This window comes from Pseudomonas sp. R15(2017) (assembly GCF_002112685.1).
Lineage (GTDB): Bacteria > Pseudomonadota > Gammaproteobacteria > Pseudomonadales > Pseudomonadaceae > Aquipseudomonas > Aquipseudomonas glycinae.
Window position 1 is genome coordinate 149,168 of the sequence record NZ_NEII01000010.1, and the last position, 17,298, is coordinate 166,465.

The 17,298-nt window shown below is 57.1% G+C and carries 12 protein-coding genes; 6 read left to right on the plus strand and 6 right to left on the minus strand.

All coding sequences use genetic code 11. The features are described from left to right. Positions 1-102 precede the first annotated feature (102 nt). Genes CAF77_RS20835 through CAF77_RS29635 form a run of 3 tightly spaced genes read left to right on the plus strand, consistent with a single transcriptional unit; the run spans position 103 to position 7,770 of the window. The gene (locus CAF77_RS20835; RefSeq protein ID WP_085655519.1) at positions 103-1,302 is read left to right on the plus strand and encodes a glycosyltransferase family 4 protein; all 1,200 of its coding nucleotides are present in this window, start codon (positions 103-105) and stop codon (positions 1,300-1,302) included. Between the two features lie 46 nt (positions 1,303-1,348). Next, positions 1,349-2,209 (plus strand): hypothetical protein, encoded by an 861-nt coding sequence (locus CAF77_RS20840; RefSeq protein ID WP_085655518.1) that lies wholly within the window; start codon positions 1,349-1,351, stop codon positions 2,207-2,209. A gap of 2 nt (positions 2,210-2,211) precedes the next feature. Next, positions 2,212-7,770, plus strand: coding sequence for a calcium-binding protein (locus tag CAF77_RS29635; RefSeq protein WP_085655517.1), 5,559 nt, complete (start codon positions 2,212-2,214; stop codon positions 7,768-7,770). A 77-nt stretch (positions 7,771-7,847) separates the two neighbouring features. Here CAF77_RS29635 and CAF77_RS20850 read toward each other — a convergent pair whose 3' ends face one another. Next, positions 7,848-8,960 carry an enoyl-CoA hydratase/isomerase family protein gene (locus CAF77_RS20850; protein WP_039772698.1) on the minus strand — a complete coding sequence of 371 codons (1,113 nt, stop codon included), beginning with the start codon at positions 8,958-8,960 and terminating at the stop codon, positions 7,848-7,850. Positions 8,961-9,092: 132 nt separating this feature from the next. Between CAF77_RS20850 and ung the strand changes: the two genes are divergently transcribed. After that, positions 9,093-9,788, plus strand: coding sequence for a uracil-DNA glycosylase (ung, locus tag CAF77_RS20855; protein WP_085655544.1), 696 nt, complete (start codon positions 9,093-9,095; stop codon positions 9,786-9,788). Positions 9,789-9,924: 136 nt separating this feature from the next. Here the strand turns inward: ung and CAF77_RS20860 are convergent, their stop codons facing one another. The 4 genes from CAF77_RS20860 to CAF77_RS20875 are packed head-to-tail and all read right to left on the minus strand — an operon-like array spanning position 9,925 to position 13,963. Further along, complete coding sequence (locus CAF77_RS20860) at positions 9,925-10,962, minus strand: AbrB family transcriptional regulator (RefSeq protein ID WP_064383086.1); 1,038 nt, start codon at positions 10,960-10,962, stop codon at positions 9,925-9,927. Continuing rightward, the gene (locus tag CAF77_RS20865) at positions 10,955-12,469 is read right to left on the minus strand and encodes a tripartite tricarboxylate transporter permease (RefSeq protein WP_011332894.1); all 1,515 of its coding nucleotides are present in this window, start codon (positions 12,467-12,469) and stop codon (positions 10,955-10,957) included. Before CAF77_RS20865 ends, CAF77_RS20860 begins: the two co-directional genes overlap by 8 nt. Position 12,470: 1 nt before the next feature. Continuing rightward, a complete protein-coding gene (locus tag CAF77_RS20870; RefSeq protein ID WP_011332895.1) occupies positions 12,471-12,929 on the minus strand; it encodes a tripartite tricarboxylate transporter TctB family protein in 459 nt (152 codons plus the stop codon). 56 nt (positions 12,930-12,985) lie between these two features. Further along, complete coding sequence (locus CAF77_RS20875) at positions 12,986-13,963, minus strand: tripartite tricarboxylate transporter substrate binding protein (RefSeq protein ID WP_011332896.1); 978 nt, start codon at positions 13,961-13,963, stop codon at positions 12,986-12,988. A 450-nt stretch (positions 13,964-14,413) separates the two neighbouring features. Here CAF77_RS20875 and CAF77_RS20880 point away from each other — a divergent pair, with 450 nt between their 5' ends. Both CAF77_RS20880 and CAF77_RS20885 read left to right on the plus strand, forming a co-directional pair. Then, positions 14,414-15,085: a response regulator gene (locus tag CAF77_RS20880; protein ID WP_007957980.1), complete on the plus strand. Its 672-nt coding sequence runs from the start codon at positions 14,414-14,416 to the stop codon at positions 15,083-15,085. Then, positions 15,078-16,463, plus strand: coding sequence for a sensor histidine kinase (locus CAF77_RS20885; RefSeq protein ID WP_064383088.1), 1,386 nt, complete (start codon positions 15,078-15,080; stop codon positions 16,461-16,463). The genes CAF77_RS20880 and CAF77_RS20885 overlap by 8 nt, the downstream gene beginning before the upstream one ends. Here CAF77_RS20885 and CAF77_RS20890 read toward each other — a convergent pair whose 3' ends face one another. Next, complete coding sequence (locus tag CAF77_RS20890; RefSeq protein ID WP_039772686.1) at positions 16,464-17,285, minus strand: HDOD domain-containing protein; 822 nt, start codon at positions 17,283-17,285, stop codon at positions 16,464-16,466. Between the last annotated feature and the right edge of the window lie 13 nt (positions 17,286-17,298).

Sequence of the window (17,298 nt, forward strand, 5' to 3'; positions counted from 1 at the left end):
TACAGTTTTATTTCTGGGCATTTGTTAGCGTTTGTATGCATATGTTGATGTTGAAAAACTTCAATTTCATGGAGGTGTATAAGCGCGGGATATTGCTCGGATATGAATCTTCTTATCATTCATCAGAATTTTCCCGGTCAGTTTCGTCATGTGGCGTTGGAAGCATTGCGCAGGCGTCTGGGCGTCATTGCAATTGGACGCGATACAGCGCCAGGTATTGCCGGGGTAAAGTTATTTCGATATCGACCATCAAGGAATATGACTAATGACGCTCACGACTATTTGCATAGATATCAAGAGGCTGTTTCGGACGGGCAACAAGTTCAAAGAATATTGAAGAAGCTCAGCCATGCAGGCTTTCAGCCTGATGTAGTTCTCGCTCATCCTGGGTGGGGTGAATCGCTATTCGTCAAAGATGTGTATCCCGATGTACCTCTGGTTCATTTCTGTGAGTATTATTACCGAGCGCACGGGGCAGACTCTGGTTTTGATCCTGAATTTCCCAGTGCGATGGACGCGTCCTCAAGGCTTAGAGTCTTGAATTCGATGCATCTCCTGAATGTTGAACAGTGTGATGCCGGGATTGCACCTACACAATGGCAGCGCGGTCTTTTTCCTAAAACATATCAGTCTAAAATTCGCGTCATTCACGAAGGCATTGTTCAGTTTGCCGAATCAGAAAAGGTCGCGTCTGTAACGCTGCCGAGTGGGCGCGTGATAAAAGCAGGTCAGCCTATCGTGACTTATGTCGCCAGAAACCTCGAACCTTACCGAGGCTTTCATAGTTTTATGAGATCCATTCCCTATATTCAGGAAAAGTGCCCGAGCGCGCAGGTCATTGTAGTGGGTGGGGATGGTGTCAGTTATGGGCGGATGCCCATTGGATACCGGAACTGGCGAAGCAAGATGGTCGCGGAGGTGGATGTTGATATTTCCAATGTTCACTTTGTTGGGAAGTTGCCTTATCAAACATACAGGTCGGTTCTGAGTCTTTCAAAGGCTCACGTGTATTTGACATATCCGTTTGTTTTGTCTTGGTCTCTGTTGGAAGCCATGGCATCTGGCTGTGTTGTCATAGGTTCAAATACCGCTCCCGTGCAGGAAGTTATCGAAGATGGAATCAGCGGGATACTTGTTGATTTTTTTGACGCTGAAGAAATCGCCACGGCAGTGTGCAGGGTTTTAACGTCTTTCGCTGGTTTTGAGTCTGTGAAGGATGCGGCGAGGTTGAAGGCAAGCGAATTCGATGTGGTTAAAGGAGTAAGCGGTTACTTTGGAGTGTTTAAGGAGTTGATGAGGTGAGTTGTTTCAAGTGATGTGACTGGTCATTTTAAAATGGAGATTTGAAATGCTTAAGATGTCTCGCAAGGAAGTTTTTCGCCAGTGCAGAAGGGGAATTAAATATGGAGTGGTACTGGCGATCTGTTATTGGGTCGTTGATTTCTGTATCCGATGGGAGGAGGCCGCAGAAGCGCGGGAGATTTATCAGAAGAAACAAGGGGCGTGCAGCAAGAAGCTGGCGGGTATGGAGCAGGTCCCGATACTTGGCGGCAGCCTGCTGGATCGTACAAGGATTCCCGGGTTCTATTTTGGATCGACTTTAAGGAGCGACGGTTCCTGTATTGCCGATCTTCTTGATGGGTCATTCTGGTGGACGGGAAAAGAACTGGTTCCTGTGTATGAAACTCTTGGGGTAGAACCACCCACCAGCTGGACGCATTTCCACGTTACCGCCAGGCTTTTCACAAGAAGGGATACCACGGCACCGCACAACATGGGCGGGCGGCATGTGAATTGGCCGGATGAACTGATTGTTAAGCTGAAAAATTATCCAGGCTTGGAACTTTGGCTTACCGCGCCACCACCCAGTATTAAAAATGAATTCTCTGTTGTAACTTTTGTTATGCAGGACTGGCGCCGGCGTGATGGAACACCACGGACGATAAATTGTGATGGTTTGAATTCGCCAGAATCTAAAGCTTCGGCCAGTGGTTTGAGTAAGGCATATCTTCTGAAAATGAATAAGGAACAGTTGGAGAATTTGGAGTTTGGGAGTTTGCGTGCGTACTGTACGGTCGAGTTGCACAGTTTTGACTTTGCAGGTGGGGATGGCCGTATACATTTGGGTACAGAAGGATTACGGGGCGCTCCTGAAGCGCTTAAGTCTGTTAGTGACTATCTTTCACGTTCAATTATTACAGGGAAGTAAATATGACTTATATATTCAGCGATTTGGAAAAGACGGCAATTTTGCAGGCTGCAAATGTTTGTGATGGGATGGAATTCAATGTCGAGCGGCAAGAGTATCGTGCTGTGGCGGTAGAGGGGCGAAGCTGTGCTGTACTTTACCGCGCATTGTCAAATATTTTGGGTGAAAAATTTTTAGATTGTTCTGCGTTCGATGAGAACGTAATGGGCATTTTTAAAAATGCCAAACTCTGGCTCGATGTAGCAATTGATGCGAATGGCGGGGTGGGCGCTTACTCTACGTTGATCCGAGCCTACACCCTGCGGCAGGGGGAGTTGAGGCTAAATAAAAAGTTTAGCGATTTCAAGATGCAAGAGTCATCTAATCAGGTGGCTGTCAATCTCATGAATACGTTGATAAAAGGCTCCGTTGAGCATGATTTGGCGCCATGGGCTGTGCCCTCCATAAGCCAAATTGCAGCAATCGATGCGAGCGCTATTGGTAAAGTATTATTTCGTGAAGATGTTGGTGACATTGATACAGCTACCAGTCGTAATGCGGGATGGTCTGGAACAATCGGCTTCAGCCTGTTGGGTGGAGAAAAACCCTATGAAACCTGGCGATTGATCTCCGCCGGTGATCCGGACTCCCACATCAAAGGTAATCATGATCTCGCCAAGTTCAATAGGCGGGACGATCTAAAGAATATTCTGTTTGCCGTGGACTCATACAGTGTTGCATTGCAGGCAGTGATTAAAAACTTCGGGTCGAATATGGTTGAAAGCCTGTTTTCAGTCCTGCCCGAACAAATAAATATCGCTCTTGCCAGTGGCAGCATCAATCCGCTGATTCAGCATGTGGTGAAAGGTACGCCCATCTCACCCATTGTCAGCCTGATATTGCGATATAACCTGAATGATTTCTTTGACATGTTCAGGCGAACCTACGACGGGAACTCGGCCGCCACGCCTACCACCGACGAAACCTTCGCCTCCAATGCCTACACATTTTTCTCCGCACTTTCTCCGTCTCAATCGCAAAGCATCGTTACCAGTACCATTGGCGAGTATGGCAGTGCCAAGGACTGGGCAACGTTGGCCAGTCAGGCAACGCCCATCGGCGCCGCGTTACGCAATTCCCTCAAGCAACTAAGCGAAATCGTGATTGAGCGAGCCGACGGTTTTTCCGGACGCGAACTGGAGCTTTACGATCCCGAAACGGGGGAGGGTTTCATCACTGAGCAGTGGCTTGCTGATCGCTCTGAAATGCTGGCCCGGCTGATTGCCCGAACCAATGGATCGTTCGGTCGAAACACTGTCCAGACCTTTTCCTATTCGGATTTGGCTTCGGGCAAACAGGCCCCGATGACCACAGGCGTCTCAAACCCTCTGGTCATGTTTGGTGATGACGGCGGTCGATCATTTGGTGGCGGAACGAATACCGATCATCTTTACGGCGGTGGCGGCAACGATTCCATGAGCGGACTGTCTGGTAACGACTTTATCCAAGGGGCTCGCGGCAATGACTCTTTAACAGGAGGCGATGGCAATGATGCGTTGTACGGTATGGCCGGTGACGATGTGTTGGTGGGTGGCAAGGGTAACGACTCGCTGACTGGCGGGCCGGGTAACGATCGGTATGAGTTCTCCAGCGGAGATGGAGTCGACGAAATTTTTGATGCGCCCGTTGGGGGCGGATTGCTGATAAATGGACTTCCGGTCCCACCTCTCGAACGGAGTGCTCCGCTCAGCAATATCTGGCTTACGGAGGATCGAGCCATCACCTTGACGCTCATTGAAGATCTGGCTGAAACCACGCTGAACATTCAATACGGACTGAATGATCTCATCGTCATAAAGAACTTCAAGCCGGGGATGCTCGGCATTGATCTTCCTGATTACCAGAGCCAGACGTTCCCCGCTCCCGATCTGGTCCTTCAAGGCGACTGGAAAGTTAAAGATTCCGACCCGAATGTTCGTGGGGATCAGCCTTCCTATGATGAGTTGGGTAACGCCAAGCTTTTGCCCAATATTAAACAGAGAAACAAAGCCGACTTGCTTTACGGATCACCGAAAGACGACCTGATCGTTGGTCTTGGCGGGTCTGATCGATTGTTCGGCAAAGAAGGCAACGATCGTTTGTTCGGCGACAAGCAGTCGTCTCTTGAAAAAGCCTTTGCCGATGCAACAAAAGGAAAGGCCAGCCGCGGCGACTGGCTGGATGGTGGGCAGGGTGATGATTTGCTTGTGGGCACTGCCTCGCGAGATGTGCTGCTCGGTGGCAATGGTCAAGACACGCTGATTGGCGGAGCAGGTGATGACAATTTATCCGGTGATGAAGCAACGGGCGCACATGAGCAAAATTGGGAATACAAGCAGATCAACGTTCAAATCCCCGGTGGAGTCACTAGCTTTCGTACCGTCTTCGAGAACTCCTCTTTGAACCAACCCTTGGAGGGAGGCAATGACGTTCTCTATGGCCAAGGGGGCCGGGACTTTATCAATGGAGGCTGGGGAGATGATCTGCTTGACGGCGGAAGTGAAGACGACACGTTGGCCGGGGAGGGAGGTAATGACACGCTGGCTGGCGGGAGTGGCAATGACACATTGTTTGGAGACAACCTCGATTGGGGTGGCGGTCTCCACGGCATCCATCATGGCAACGATTTTTTGCAGGGCGGCGATGGCGATGACGCTCTAGCCGGCAACGGTGGTAACGACGTGCTGTACGGTGGCGCTGGCAATGATGTTCTGAACGGAGATGACAGCGTACTGCAAGGAATTTCGGGTGATGCGGCGCATTTTTTCGGGAGTGATTTTCTGGATGGCGGCGCGGGGGACGATACCCTCTGGGGCGGAGGTGCGGATGACTTACTTTTCGGTGGCAGCGGTAACGACGAATTGGTCGGTGATTACCATGAACACCCGATTCGTTATCACGGTGATGATTATCTCGATGGCGGTGCGGGTGACAACACACTCCGTGGGTTGGGTGGTTCCGACACACTGATAGGCGGATCAGGCGCCGACGCTCTGGATGGCGATGAGCCCAACTTGAAAGCGGGCGGAGCCAACGATGACTACATTCAAGGTAATTCAGGAAACGATACGCTCTGGGGTGGTTTGGGCGCCGATACGCTCTTGGGCGGTGCCGATGATGACTTTTTGATGGGGGACTACGAGCAAACATCCGAAGCAGAACATGGCGCCGATTATCTTGACGGCGGTTCAGGCAACGACACTTTGCTGGGCGGTGGCGGAAACGACACGTTGGTTGGCGGGGAGGGAGTCGATTATTTGCGCGGCGGCCCTGGCGATAACGTGTTTGAGGGTGGCGCCGGCAACGATTATCTGGAAGGGATGCAGGGCAACGATGTTTTCTACTTCGGAGTGGGCGATGGACTGGACGTTGTTACCGATACAGGTGGCAACAATCTTGTAAATTTTGGCGGTGGATTTTCTGCTGAGAACTTGCAGGCCGAGATCGTCAGTCTTGATGCGGGCATAGCGTTGCGGCTGTCGAATGGTACTGGTGACATTCTTCTGATTCGTCACCATGAAAATTGGGCAAGTTCTACGTTCAGGTTCAGCGATGGTGTGATCCTGAGTTTCCAGGATGTAATCAAATTAACGGTGCAACCGGTAGATGTAACGGATCCGTCCGCGACAATTGCTAGGGTGCCCGATGCCGGAAAAATTCAGGACATGGAGAGTGAGATCGTGGCAGTCGTCCAGACACTGCCCGATGACTTAGCCGCTTCTACTGAGAGGGAAGGTAGTGAAACCAGTCGTCACATCGACTGGGATAGTCTTTTTCTTTCGGAACTGAAAGCAAAGCGCTCAGCGGACAGGCAGGCATCAGGATTTGCACTGAACGATCAGGGTGTTTGGGTAAGAAATCATATTGCTACCGACGAAAGTGGCTATGCCATCAGCGCCGACCTGATCCATGAGGACGTTGAAGTCGGAGTCTTTTCCAATACACCTGAGTGGATGGGGGCGATTGCCGCAGACGCCGTGGTGAGTGAAAGGCAGTCAATCTCTGCAACGAAAACCACGTTCAAGTATGTAAAAGCTGAAGCTGCGCAATTACCGAAACAGAAGCCAAAATATTACCCCTCTGGCTCCAGTTATTCGGGGTTCTCGTTCAACTTGGGTGATGCTGTAGTCGAAGATATAGACCACTCGGGCGCCATTAAGGGGTGGTACGTGTACCCCGCTGGCAGTTTTGAAAATCATGAAACTGTTCGTAAAGCGTTTCGCTGGAGCTCTACTACCCAAACGATCAAGCATAAAGTTGTTCATGGTAATGACGCTGGCGGCAGGGTAAATCTCGAAGTGGGAAATCTCTTTCATGGCGGTGCAGGAGATGACTTGGTGGTTACCTATGCTGGTTCAGTGCTTGAGTACGGCGGGGTGAACGACAGGATCCCAGGCGCATTTTTATCAGCTGGCGCAGGCAACGACACACTGCTCGGTTCCGCGGGGGCCGATTTTTTGATCAGTGGATCGGGAGAAGATTGGCTTTACGGCGAAAACGGTCCCGACACTTACATAGTTGAAGCGCATGATGGCGCAACCACCATTATTGCCGATGTTCTTGACCCTGTTTTTTTGCGTCCCGAGGTTGGAGCCTCTGGGTGGCATGAAGAGTTTGGGGTGCTTGATATTGATACAGTCGTTCTTCCGGAAGAGGCGAAACCAGATAAGTTGAAGCTAACTTGGGGCGCTGTATTGGTTGAGACGGTAAATATCGAACTTTCACCCGCCCCACCACGTAACGCTCATCGTCAACCGCCTCGGGCCCAGATGTTGTACACGACACTCGATATCGAATGGGGCGGAACTCAAAAAGTACGAATCGTTTTGCCCAATCCGAATGACATCGGTGGTTCCGGAATTGAACGGGTGAGGTTTTCTGACGGATCGAGCATCAGTTTTAAAGATCTCGTCAGCCGATTAGGCATTGCCCCCGATACTTATCATCACGGCATCACCGTTCAGGACGCTGCTCAGGTTAAGTCCTTTCGAGAGAACCGTTTTCTACCGCTCGTGGGCGGTCGCGGTAATGACACCCTCAGAGGCGCTGGTGAAATAAGAGGGATGCAAGGGGATGATCTGCTCGGCGGTGGCTCAGGCGATGACGTGCTTTACGGTGGGCCGGGCAATGACACCTTGTCCGGTGGCGGGGGCAATGATGTTTATAAATATGATGGGCTTGGGCGAGATCTGGTAGTCAATGCCGGTGGCGGAACTGACGGTATAGATTTTTCGGAGGTCGGACTGTCGATTGGTCAACTCAAGTTCCACCGTGAACGGAATGATCTCGTCATCGTAGTGAGTTATGGCATGTCTCCAAAGATTCGTGTCTCCGAACACTTTTCAGGAGGCGGTGCCGCTATCAGCTTCATCAGCGTTCATGGAGAAGAAGGAACTGTTAAAAATTACACGGCGAATCAACTCGCTGAGCTGTTGCACCCTCTACCTCCCTTACGGGATGTAGAGGATATCTTGCCGAAAAATGATGAAGAGGCGTTGCGGGCAATGAAGGAAATAATCGCGTTTTACGAGTTGAATGTTTGATCGCAGATAGTTTCGCAACGGGCTCAAACTTCCCGCGACAGAGCTTAGGAGACTGCCATCGCGGGCAATGATCGGTTTTAGTATTGCGACAGATCCGCCAACGGATGCCGCCCCTCCCAGACCTTGTGAAAGTGCGCCTCGACCACCGCGTCCGGCACCCGGGCGATGTCCGGCCAGTGCCAGTGCGGTTTGTGATCCTTGTCGATCAGTCGTGCCCGGACTCCTTCGCTGAATTCCGGATGCCGGCAGCAATTGAGGCTCAGGGTGTATTCCATCTGAAAGACTTCGGCCAGCGACATGTGGCGGGCGCGGATGATCTGTTCCCAGACCAGATGCGCGGTAAGCGGCGAGCCTTCACTCATGGTTTTCGCCGCACGGGCAATCAACAGGTCGCTGCTGTCGCGATGCAGGCTGATGGCTTTCCAGGCACAGGTCACGTCGCTGACATCCAGCCATTCATCGATTTGCTGCCGACGCGGCAGCCATTGCGCCTCGGGCATCTGCGCCACGGCTTCCTGCTGCAACGCCTTGAGCAGGCTGTTGAGCTGCATCGCGGTCTGTTCCTGCCAGTTCAACTGCAACAGGCCGTCGATCAGTTCCTGCTGCTGTTCGTCGAGCAGGAAGCGGTCGGCCAGGTCCAGATCGATCGCATCGCGACCGTTCATGTGCGCACCGGTCAAACCAAGGAACAAGCCGAGCTTGCCCGGCAGCCGTGACAGAAACCAGCTGGCGCCGACATCCGGGTAAAGGCCGATGCTGATTTCCGGCATCGCCAGACGACTGCTCGGCGTGACGATCCGGATGCTCGCGCCTTGCAGCAGGCCCATGCCGCCGCCGAGCACATAACCATGGCCCCAGCAGATCAACGGTTTCGGGTAAGTATGCAGGCTGTAGTCCAGACGGTATTCAGCGTTGAAAAACTGGGCGGCCAGCGGCGGCACCTCGCCGGGATGGGCGCGACAGGCTTCCACCAGGCTGCGCACTTCGCCGCCGGCGCAGAAGGCCTTGGCGCCGTTGCCGCGCAGCAGCACGCAGACGATTTGCGGATCCTTGGCCCAGGCGTTCAGTTTGTCGCTCAGGGCGTGGATCATCGGCAGGGACAGCGCATTGAGCGACTTTTCGGCATCCAGCGTGGCCACGCCGATGCGCGCGCCGTCGGTGCCGGTGAGTTCTTCGAAGTGCAGATTCATCGTGACCTCGATCGGGAATTTGAACGATCAGTATGATCGCTGTGTGGGAAAGTGCCGGATCTGCGTCAGATCAATTGACAAGCGTGGTCGGCTTTCCTAGGGTTCGCCCCATTGTTTTTGCCGGGTATGACCATGACTGCTGACGACCGTATCAAACTCGAACCGAGCTGGAAGGAGGCACTGCGTGCCGAATTCGACCAGCCCTACATGGCAGAGTTGCGCACTTTTCTGCAGCAGGAGCGGGCGGCCGGCAAGGAAATCTATCCTCCGGGACCGATGATCTTCAACGCGTTGAACTCGACACCGCTGGACAAGGTGAAAGTGGTCATCCTCGGCCAGGACCCGTACCACGGCCCGGGCCAGGCTCATGGCTTGTGCTTCTCGGTGCAACCGGGCGTGCCGGCACCACCGTCGCTGGTCAACATCTATAAAGAGTTGAAGCGCGACCTGAACATCGACATCCCCAACCACGGCTATCTGCAGAGCTGGGCCGATCAGGGCGTGCTGATGCTCAACACCACCATGACCGTCGAGCGCGCCAACGCCAATGCGCACAAGGACAAGGGCTGGCAGTTCTTCACGGACCGGATCATTGAGGTGGTCAGCCAGAAACAACCGCATCTGGTATTCATGCTGTGGGGCGCCCATGCGCAGAGCAAGCAGAAGCTGATCGATGCCACCAAGCATCTGGTACTGACTTCGGTGCACCCGTCGCCGCTGTCGGCCTATCGCGGTTTCCTTGGCTGCGGGCATTTCAGCCGCACCAACAAATTCCTCGAGCAGAACGGCGAAGCGGCGATCGAGTGGCGCCTGCCATCGGTGGTTTGATGCTCAGGGCTGGCAGCTAATCTCGTTCCCATGCTTTGCGTGGGAACGCCTCAATGGACGCTCTGCGTCCGCTTTGGGACGCGGAGCGTCCCAGGCTGCATTCCCACGCAGAGCGTGGGAACGATCAGTAACCGGATCAGGCTTCGGAATTACGGTTCCAGTATTTGAACAGCGGTTCCGCCAGAAACAGCACGAACAACAACCGCATCACCTGCATTGCCGTCACCAACGGCACTGACAGTTGCAGGGTTTCCGCCGTTAGGCTCATCTCGGCGATCCCGCCGGGCATCATGCCCAGCGTCAGTGAGCGCAGGTCGAGCTGGGTCAGCGCACTCAATCCCAACGCCGCCAGGGTCGCGATTAACATGGTCAGCGCCGTGCCGATCAATGTGCGCCCCATGAACGATGGTGCGCGGCGGAAGAACTGCCGGTTGAAGTGGCAACCCAGGCCGCTACCGATCAACCACTGGCCAATCTGACTGCCGCCATTGGGCAAACCGATGTGCAGATCCCAGCCGATGCTCACCGCCGCGCTGACCAGCAGCGGGCCGAACAGCCACGGGTTGGGTTGACGCAAACGTTGCCAGAGCCAGGCGAGCATGCCGCCCGCCGGAAAAAGAATCGCCAGCCAGCGCCAATCGACGCTGCCGGCGTGTGAAATCGGTGTGCCGTCACCCAGCAGATATTTGAACGCCGCCGGTACACACAACACCACCACCAGCACCCGCAGACTCTGCCCCGCCGCGACATGGCTGAGCAGTGCACCGTTGCGGGCGCCGAGGTTGACCATCTCGCCGGAGCCGCCGGGCATGCTGGAGAAAAACGCTGTGGCGCGATCCTCGCCGGTTCGACGCATCAGCCACACGCCGACCACCGCCGAAAGGCTGGTGACCAGCGCGCCGAAGAAGATCAGGCCGAAGTGGCTGAGTACCTGCTCCATCACCAGCGGGGTGAAGTGCAGGCCGATACCGATGCCGACGATCCACTGGCCGCACTTGCGGCCACCAGGGATTTCGGTGAGTTGCCACGGAGTCAGGCAGCGCACCAGGATGATCGCCAGCAACGAGCCGACCATCCACGGCAGCGGCCAGCCGATCTGGCTGGCGATGAAACCGCCAAGCAGACCGACCAGCGGGGTTCCCCACCAGGTTTTGAGGGAGAGCCGATCAGACATCGGCAACGGCGCGTTGCGCGGCCGAGCGTTTGCGCCAGATGCGCAGCAGCGGCATCAGCAACATGATCGCGGTCAGCACCCAGACGCCGAAGGTGATCGGGCTCGACCAGAGAATCTCCAGCGCACCGTTGGAAATCGACAGCGCCCGGCGCAGGTTCTGCTCCATCAGGCCGCCGAGGATGAACCCCAGCAGGACTGGCGACAGCGGGAAGTCCAGTTTGCGCAGGATGTAGCCGAAGATGCCGATGCCGACCATCAGGAACAGATCGAACGTAGTCGCGTGCACGGCGTAGACGCCGATCCCGGTAATGATCGCGATCACCGGCACCAGTGCCCAGTTCGGCACGGCGAGGATGCGGGTGAAGATGCGGATCATCGGGATGTTCAGGATCACCAGCATGATGTTGGCGATGAACAGCGAAGCGATCAGGCCCCAGACGATGTCCGGCTGTTGCTGGAACAGCAGCGGGCCGGGGGTGATGTTGTACAGCGACAGGGCGCCGATCATCACCGCTGTGGTACCCGAACCCGGAACACCGAGGGTCAGCATCGGCACCAGCGCGCCGCAAGCGGAGGCACCGATGGCGGTTTCCGGTGCGGCGAGGCCGCGGGCGTCGCCCTGGCCAAACTTGCCGCTGGCACCGGCGATGCGTTTCTCGGTCATGTAGGCCACGGCGCTGGCGAGGGTCGCACCGGCACCCGGCAACACGCCCATGATGAAACCGAGCAGGCCGCAACGGATGTTCACCACGAACACCGACGCCGCTTCCTTGAAGTTGAACATCATCCGCCCGGTGGCTTTCACCGCTTCCTGGCCGCGGTGGGTTTTCTCCAGCAGCAGAAGGATTTCGCTGACCGAGAACAGACCCAGTACCAGCACCACGAACTGAATGCCGTCAGTCAGGTGAATGTTGTCGCCGGTGAAACGGTACACACCGCTGTTGGCGTCGATGCCGACACTGGACAGGAACAGACCGATCAACGCCGCGATAAAGGTTTTCACCGGTCGGTCACCGGCCATGCCGCCGAGACAGACAATCGCGAACACCATCAGTACGAAATATTCCGCGGGTCCGAAGGCTATCGCCCATTTCGCCAGCAGCGGAGCGAACAGCACCATGCCGCAGGTGGCGATGAAGGCGCCGATGAACGAACTCCACGCCGACAACGACAGCGCCACGCCGGCCAGGCCTTTGCGGGCCATCGGGTAACCGTCGAGGGTGGTCATCACGGTGGAGGCTTCGCCCGGAATGTTCAGCAGGATAGAGCTGATCCGGCCGCCGTATTCGCAGCCCAGATAAACCGCCGCCAGCAGGATCAGGGCCGATTCCGGCGGCAGTCCGAGGGCGAACGCGATCGGGATCAGCAGCGCCACACCATTGATCGGGCCCAGGCCCGGCAACAAGCCGACCACGGTGCCGATCAGCGTGCCGGTCAGGGCGGTGACCAGGTTGTACGGACTCAGCGCGACGCCGAAGCCCTGACCCAAATAACCGAGAGTATCCATATCAGTTCTCCAGAACGTCGAGCAGGCCGAGGGGCAGCGGTACGTCCATCACGCGGTCGAACAGCACGTACAGACCGATCGCCATCAGCGTTGTGACGATGACGCTCGGTAACCAGCGCCCGCCATACAGACGCGCCATCGGAATGCCGATCAGAATGCTGCTGAGAATGAAGCCCAGCGGCTCGAACAAGCCGGCAAACACCAGCAGCAGGGCGACGCAGATCGCGATCTTGGTCAGGGTTTCGCGATCCAGCGGCGGCTCGTCATCGCTGTGTTTGATCGGCGCCGGGCGAAACACCATGTACAGCAGCGCCAGGCTCATCAGGCCCAGCATCAACAGAGGGAATGCCCGAGGACCGACCGGTTCGTAGGAAAAAGCCGCCTGATACGGCCACGCCATCAGCGCCAGGCCGGCACAGGCCAGCAACAGCACCGAGGCAAAAATGCGTTGAATAAGCATGAGGGAACTCCTGCCATGGCCCCGCTGAAAGGGCCATGGACGCTAGACCGAGACGATCACTGAATCAGGCCGAACTCTTTGGCCAGCACCTTGTAGTCCGCCACTTGCTTCTTGACGTAGGTGTCCAGCTCGGGACCGGTCATGGCGAACGGGAAGAGTTCACGCTGATCGCGCAGCTTGGCGAAGTCTTCCGAGGCCAGCAGTTTGTCGAAGGAGTCTTTCCACCAGGCGTAGTCTTCATCGCTGACTTTTGGCCCGAGGTAGAAGCCGCGCACCACCGGCCAGACGATGTCGTAGCCTTGTTCACGCGCGGTAGGAATGTCCTTCATTTCCGGCTCATCCAGGCGTTTTTCGGCAAACACGGCCAGCAGGCGCATGTCGCCGCTCTGGATATGCGGCATGGAGTCGGAGATGTCGGTACTGCCGACCTGAATGTGGCCGCCGAGCAGGGCGGTGGCGATCTCGCCGCCCCCTTCGAGGGCGACGTAGCGCAGGTCGCGCGGGTTGATCCCGGCGGCTTTGGCGATCAGCGCAGTCTGCATCCAGTCCTGGCTGCCGACGGTACCGCCGGAGCCGATGACCACGGAGCTCGGATCTTTCTTCAGCGCCTGCACGAGATCATCGAGGGTTTTGTAGGGCGAATCGCTTTTCACCGCGATGGCGCCGTAGCTGGTGCCGACCGCGGCCAGCCAGCGTACGTTGGTTTCATCGAACCGACCGAACTTGCCCTGAGCCAGGTTGAGCAGCGAGCCGCTGGACCACGCCACCAGCGTGCCGGCATCGGCGGGACGCTGCGCTACCACCGCGTTGTACGCTACCGCACCGACGCCGCCGGGCATGTAGGTCACGCGCATCGGTTTGGTCAGCAGCTTTTCGTTGACCAGCGCGCTTTGCGCCAGTTTGCAGGTCAGGTCGAAACCGCCGCCGGGGGAGGCGGGGGCAATGCATTCCGGACGTTTCGGTTCGGCCATCAGTTGGCCGGCGAACAGCACGCAACCGGCGGCGAGGGCGAAACGGCGCAGGGATCGGTTCATGAGTGTCTCCACGGGAGTTGTTGTTTTTGGGGATGTTTCAGGTGCGGCAGTTTCGCGCGCGCAGGCTATCAGGCTCAGACCCGGACGGGTTGAACGCCGCGCAGCCGAGGATGGCGCTGACAAGCGAAAACGGGGAAATTCGAGAGGAAGAATGAAACGGGTCAACCTGAAGCTGTGTCGACAGCATGGTGCAGTACCTCGTTATTGTTCTTATTGGCGAAAACGCATCGAGGCGTTTTTCGAGAGCTACGTTTTGAAGCTACGGTGCAAGTACAGGCAAAACGGCGAAGGTCGGCAGTCGGGACCTTCGGTGAAACGACTCTAACGGCCCAACCTTTCGCTAACCTTTCAGTATTCTTTCGCGTGTTTTCGGGCTTCACAGTGGCGGTTGCGGCTGTAAACTCCGCCGCAAAGAATGGCGCCGGCCATCCCTGAATGAGGTAGAGATCCATGCGTGTCCTGCTCGTCGAAGACCATTTGCCGCTAGCTGAAAGCGTCGCCCAGGCGCTCAAGAGCACCGGTCTGACCGTGGACGTTTTGCACGACGGCGTGGCTGCCGACCTGGCCTTGGGCAGCGAGGAATACGCGGTGGCGATTCTCGATGTCGGCCTGCCGCGCATGGACGGATTTGAAGTGCTGGCGCGTCTGCGGGCCCGGGGCAAGAACCTGCCGGTGCTGATGCTGACGGCCCGTAGTGACGTCAAGGATCGGGTCCATGGGCTCAATCTCGGCGCCGATGACTACCTGGCCAAGCCGTTCGAACTCACCGAGCTCGAAGCGCGCGTCAAGGCGTTGCTGCGCCGCAGCGTGCTCGGCGGCGAACGCCAGCAGCGTTGTGGTGTGCTGGCCTATGACCTCGACACCCGGCGCTTCACCCTCGGCGATGAATTGCTGACGCTGACCTCTCGCGAGCAGGCAGTGCTCGAAGCGCTGATTGCCCGTCCGGGGCGGGTGATGAGCAAGGAACAACTGGCTGCGCAGGTATTCGGTCTCGACGAAGAGGCCAGCCCCGACGCCATCGAAATCTACGTGCATCGCCTGCGCAAGAAGCTCGACGGCCATTCGGTGGCCATCGTGACCTTCCGCGGCCTGGGCTATCTGCTGGAAAGCCGCGATGCATAAGCCCAGCAGCCTGCGCTGGCGGTTGCTGTGGAACCTCGCGTTGCTGCTGGTGGTGTTGATGCTCGCCAGCGGATTGAGCGCGTACTGGAACGGTCGCGAGGCCGCCGACACCGCCTATGACCGCACGCTGCTGGCCTCGGCGCGGACCATCGCCGCCGGTCTGTCGCAGCGCGATGGCAGTCTCAGTGCCGACGTGCCGTATGTGGCGCTCGATACGTTTGCTTACGACAGCGCGGGTCGTATCTATTACCAGGTCAACGACATCAACCAGAAGTTGATTTCCGGCTATGAAAATTTGCCGGGCCCGCCGCCAGGCACCCCGAGAACCGACAGCTATCCCGCCCTCGCGCGCTTTTACGACGCGAAATATCAGGGGCAGAACGTGCGTGTGGTGAGTCTGCTCAAGGCGGTCAGCGAGCCGAATATGAACGGCATGGCGGAAATCCGCGTTGCCGAAACCGATGAGGCACGCGTCAGCATGGCCCGCAGTCTGGCGGCCGACACCTTGCTGCGATTGGGCATGCTGGCGATTGGCGCGTTGTTGCTGGTGTGGTTTGCGGTGAGTGCTGCGCTACGGCCGATCGAACGTCTGCGCACGGCAGTGGAAGAGCGCCAACCTGACGACTTGCGTCCGTTGCCGCTGGTGGAAGTCCAGCATGAGTTGTCGCCGCTGGTGCGTGCGCTCAACCATTTCACCGAACGCCTGCGTGGCCAGTTCGAGCGGCAGGCGCAATTCATCGCCGATGCGGCCCATGAACTGCGCACGCCACTGGCGGCACTCAAGGCTCGACTTGAACTGGGCTTGCGCTCAAACGAGCCGCAGACCTGGCGCGACACACTGGAATCCTCGGCGCAAAGCACGGATCGCCTGACCCATCTGGCCAACCAGTTGTTGTCGCTGGCGCGGGTGGAAAACGGCGCCCGGGCGATCGCCGAGGGCGGGGCGCAGTTGCTCGATCTGAGTCAGTTGGCCCGCGAGCTGGGCATGGCCATGGCGCCACTGGCTCACGCTCGTGGCGTGGCGTTGGCGCTGGAAGCGGACGAGCCGGTGTGGCTGCGCGGCGAGCCGACATTGCTCAACGAGTTGCTGAGCAATCTGGTGGACAACGCGCTGGCGCACACGCCGCCGGGTGGCAACGTGATTCTGCGAGTCACGGCGCCGGCGGTGCTGGAGGTTGAAGACGATGGGCCGGGCATTCCGCTGGAAGAGCGGGATCGGGTGTTCGAACGTTTTTACCGGCGTAACCAGCAGGTGGCCGGTTCCGGGCTGGGGTTGGCGATTGTCGGGGAAATCTGCCGCGCGCATCTGGCGCAGATCAGCCTGCACGATGGTGAACAGGCGGGTTTGAAGGTGCGGGTGAGCTTTATCGCCAGTTGATCAATAGAACATCGACCGCGATTCTTCCAGATCGGCGCACAGCGCCTTGTTCTCCGGGTCGATGCCGAGCTTGCGGAATGCCGGCACGCTGAACGGATCGATGCGGGCCAGCGGGTGATCGGTGTCCTTGTGGCAATACAGGCTGGCCACTTGCACGATGTCGACGTAATCGATCTGCTGCGATTCGCGCTTGAGGTCCTGATACAGCCCCGGCAGCTCCACCAGGCGCTCCGGAAACTCCCAGACCCGCAGTAATTTGTCGCCGAGCAACGGGTGAATGTGATCGATCACATGGTTGAGGCTGACCGGATCCGACAGCAACTCGTAGTGATCTTCGGCATAGGTCAGGATCGGCAGCACGCCGATCTGATGAACCAGTCCGCCGAGCGCGGCCTGATCGGGCTTGAGCTGGGTATACCGACGGCACAGGGCGTAGCTGACGCCGGCGATTTCCAGGCTTTTGCGCCAGACTTCGCGCATCTTCTGTTCGACCACGTCGGAACGGGCGTGAAAGATCTGCTCCATCACCAGACCGATCGCCAGGTTGCTGCTGTAATTGACGCCGAGCCGGGTAATGGCGGTGTGCAGGTCGGTGACTTCCTGGGTGGCGCGCAGCAGCGGGCTGTTCACCACTTTGATCAGGCGCGCCGACAGCGCCGTGTCGCGGCCGATCACTTTGCTCAGGTCGCTGACGCTGATATCCGGATCTTCAGCGGCCTTGCGAATCTGCAGGGCCACTTCCGGTAACGTTGGCAGAACCAGGTCATCGTTATCGATGGCCTCAACCAAATCCTGTTGGACCTTATCCGCCAGCTCACTCATGTCGTTTCTCTAG

Bases quoted from the DNA above. Each gene is read 5' to 3' on its own strand.
- CAF77_RS20835 (WP_085655519.1), top strand. From the start codon at position 103: ATGAATCTTCTTATCATTCATCAGAATTTTCCCGGTCAGTTTCGTCAT.
- CAF77_RS20840 (WP_085655518.1), top strand. From the start codon at position 1,349: ATGCTTAAGATGTCTCGCAAGGAAGTTTTTCGCCAGTGCAGAAGGGGA.
- CAF77_RS29635 (WP_085655517.1), top strand. From the start codon at position 2,212: ATGACTTATATATTCAGCGATTTGGAAAAGACGGCAATTTTGCAGGCT.
- CAF77_RS20850 (WP_039772698.1), bottom strand. From the start codon at position 8,960: ATGAATCTGCACTTCGAAGAACTCACCGGCACCGACGGCGCGCGCATC.
- ung (WP_085655544.1), top strand. From the start codon at position 9,093: ATGACTGCTGACGACCGTATCAAACTCGAACCGAGCTGGAAGGAGGCA.
- CAF77_RS20860 (WP_064383086.1), bottom strand. From the start codon at position 10,962: ATGTCTGATCGGCTCTCCCTCAAAACCTGGTGGGGAACCCCGCTGGTC.
- CAF77_RS20865 (WP_011332894.1), bottom strand. From the start codon at position 12,469: ATGGATACTCTCGGTTATTTGGGTCAGGGCTTCGGCGTCGCGCTGAGT.
- CAF77_RS20870 (WP_011332895.1), bottom strand. From the start codon at position 12,929: ATGCTTATTCAACGCATTTTTGCCTCGGTGCTGTTGCTGGCCTGTGCC.
- CAF77_RS20875 (WP_011332896.1), bottom strand. From the start codon at position 13,963: ATGAACCGATCCCTGCGCCGTTTCGCCCTCGCCGCCGGTTGCGTGCTG.
- CAF77_RS20880 (WP_007957980.1), top strand. From the start codon at position 14,414: ATGCGTGTCCTGCTCGTCGAAGACCATTTGCCGCTAGCTGAAAGCGTC.
- CAF77_RS20885 (WP_064383088.1), top strand. From the start codon at position 15,078: ATGCATAAGCCCAGCAGCCTGCGCTGGCGGTTGCTGTGGAACCTCGCG.
- CAF77_RS20890 (WP_039772686.1), bottom strand. From the start codon at position 17,285: ATGAGTGAGCTGGCGGATAAGGTCCAACAGGATTTGGTTGAGGCCATC.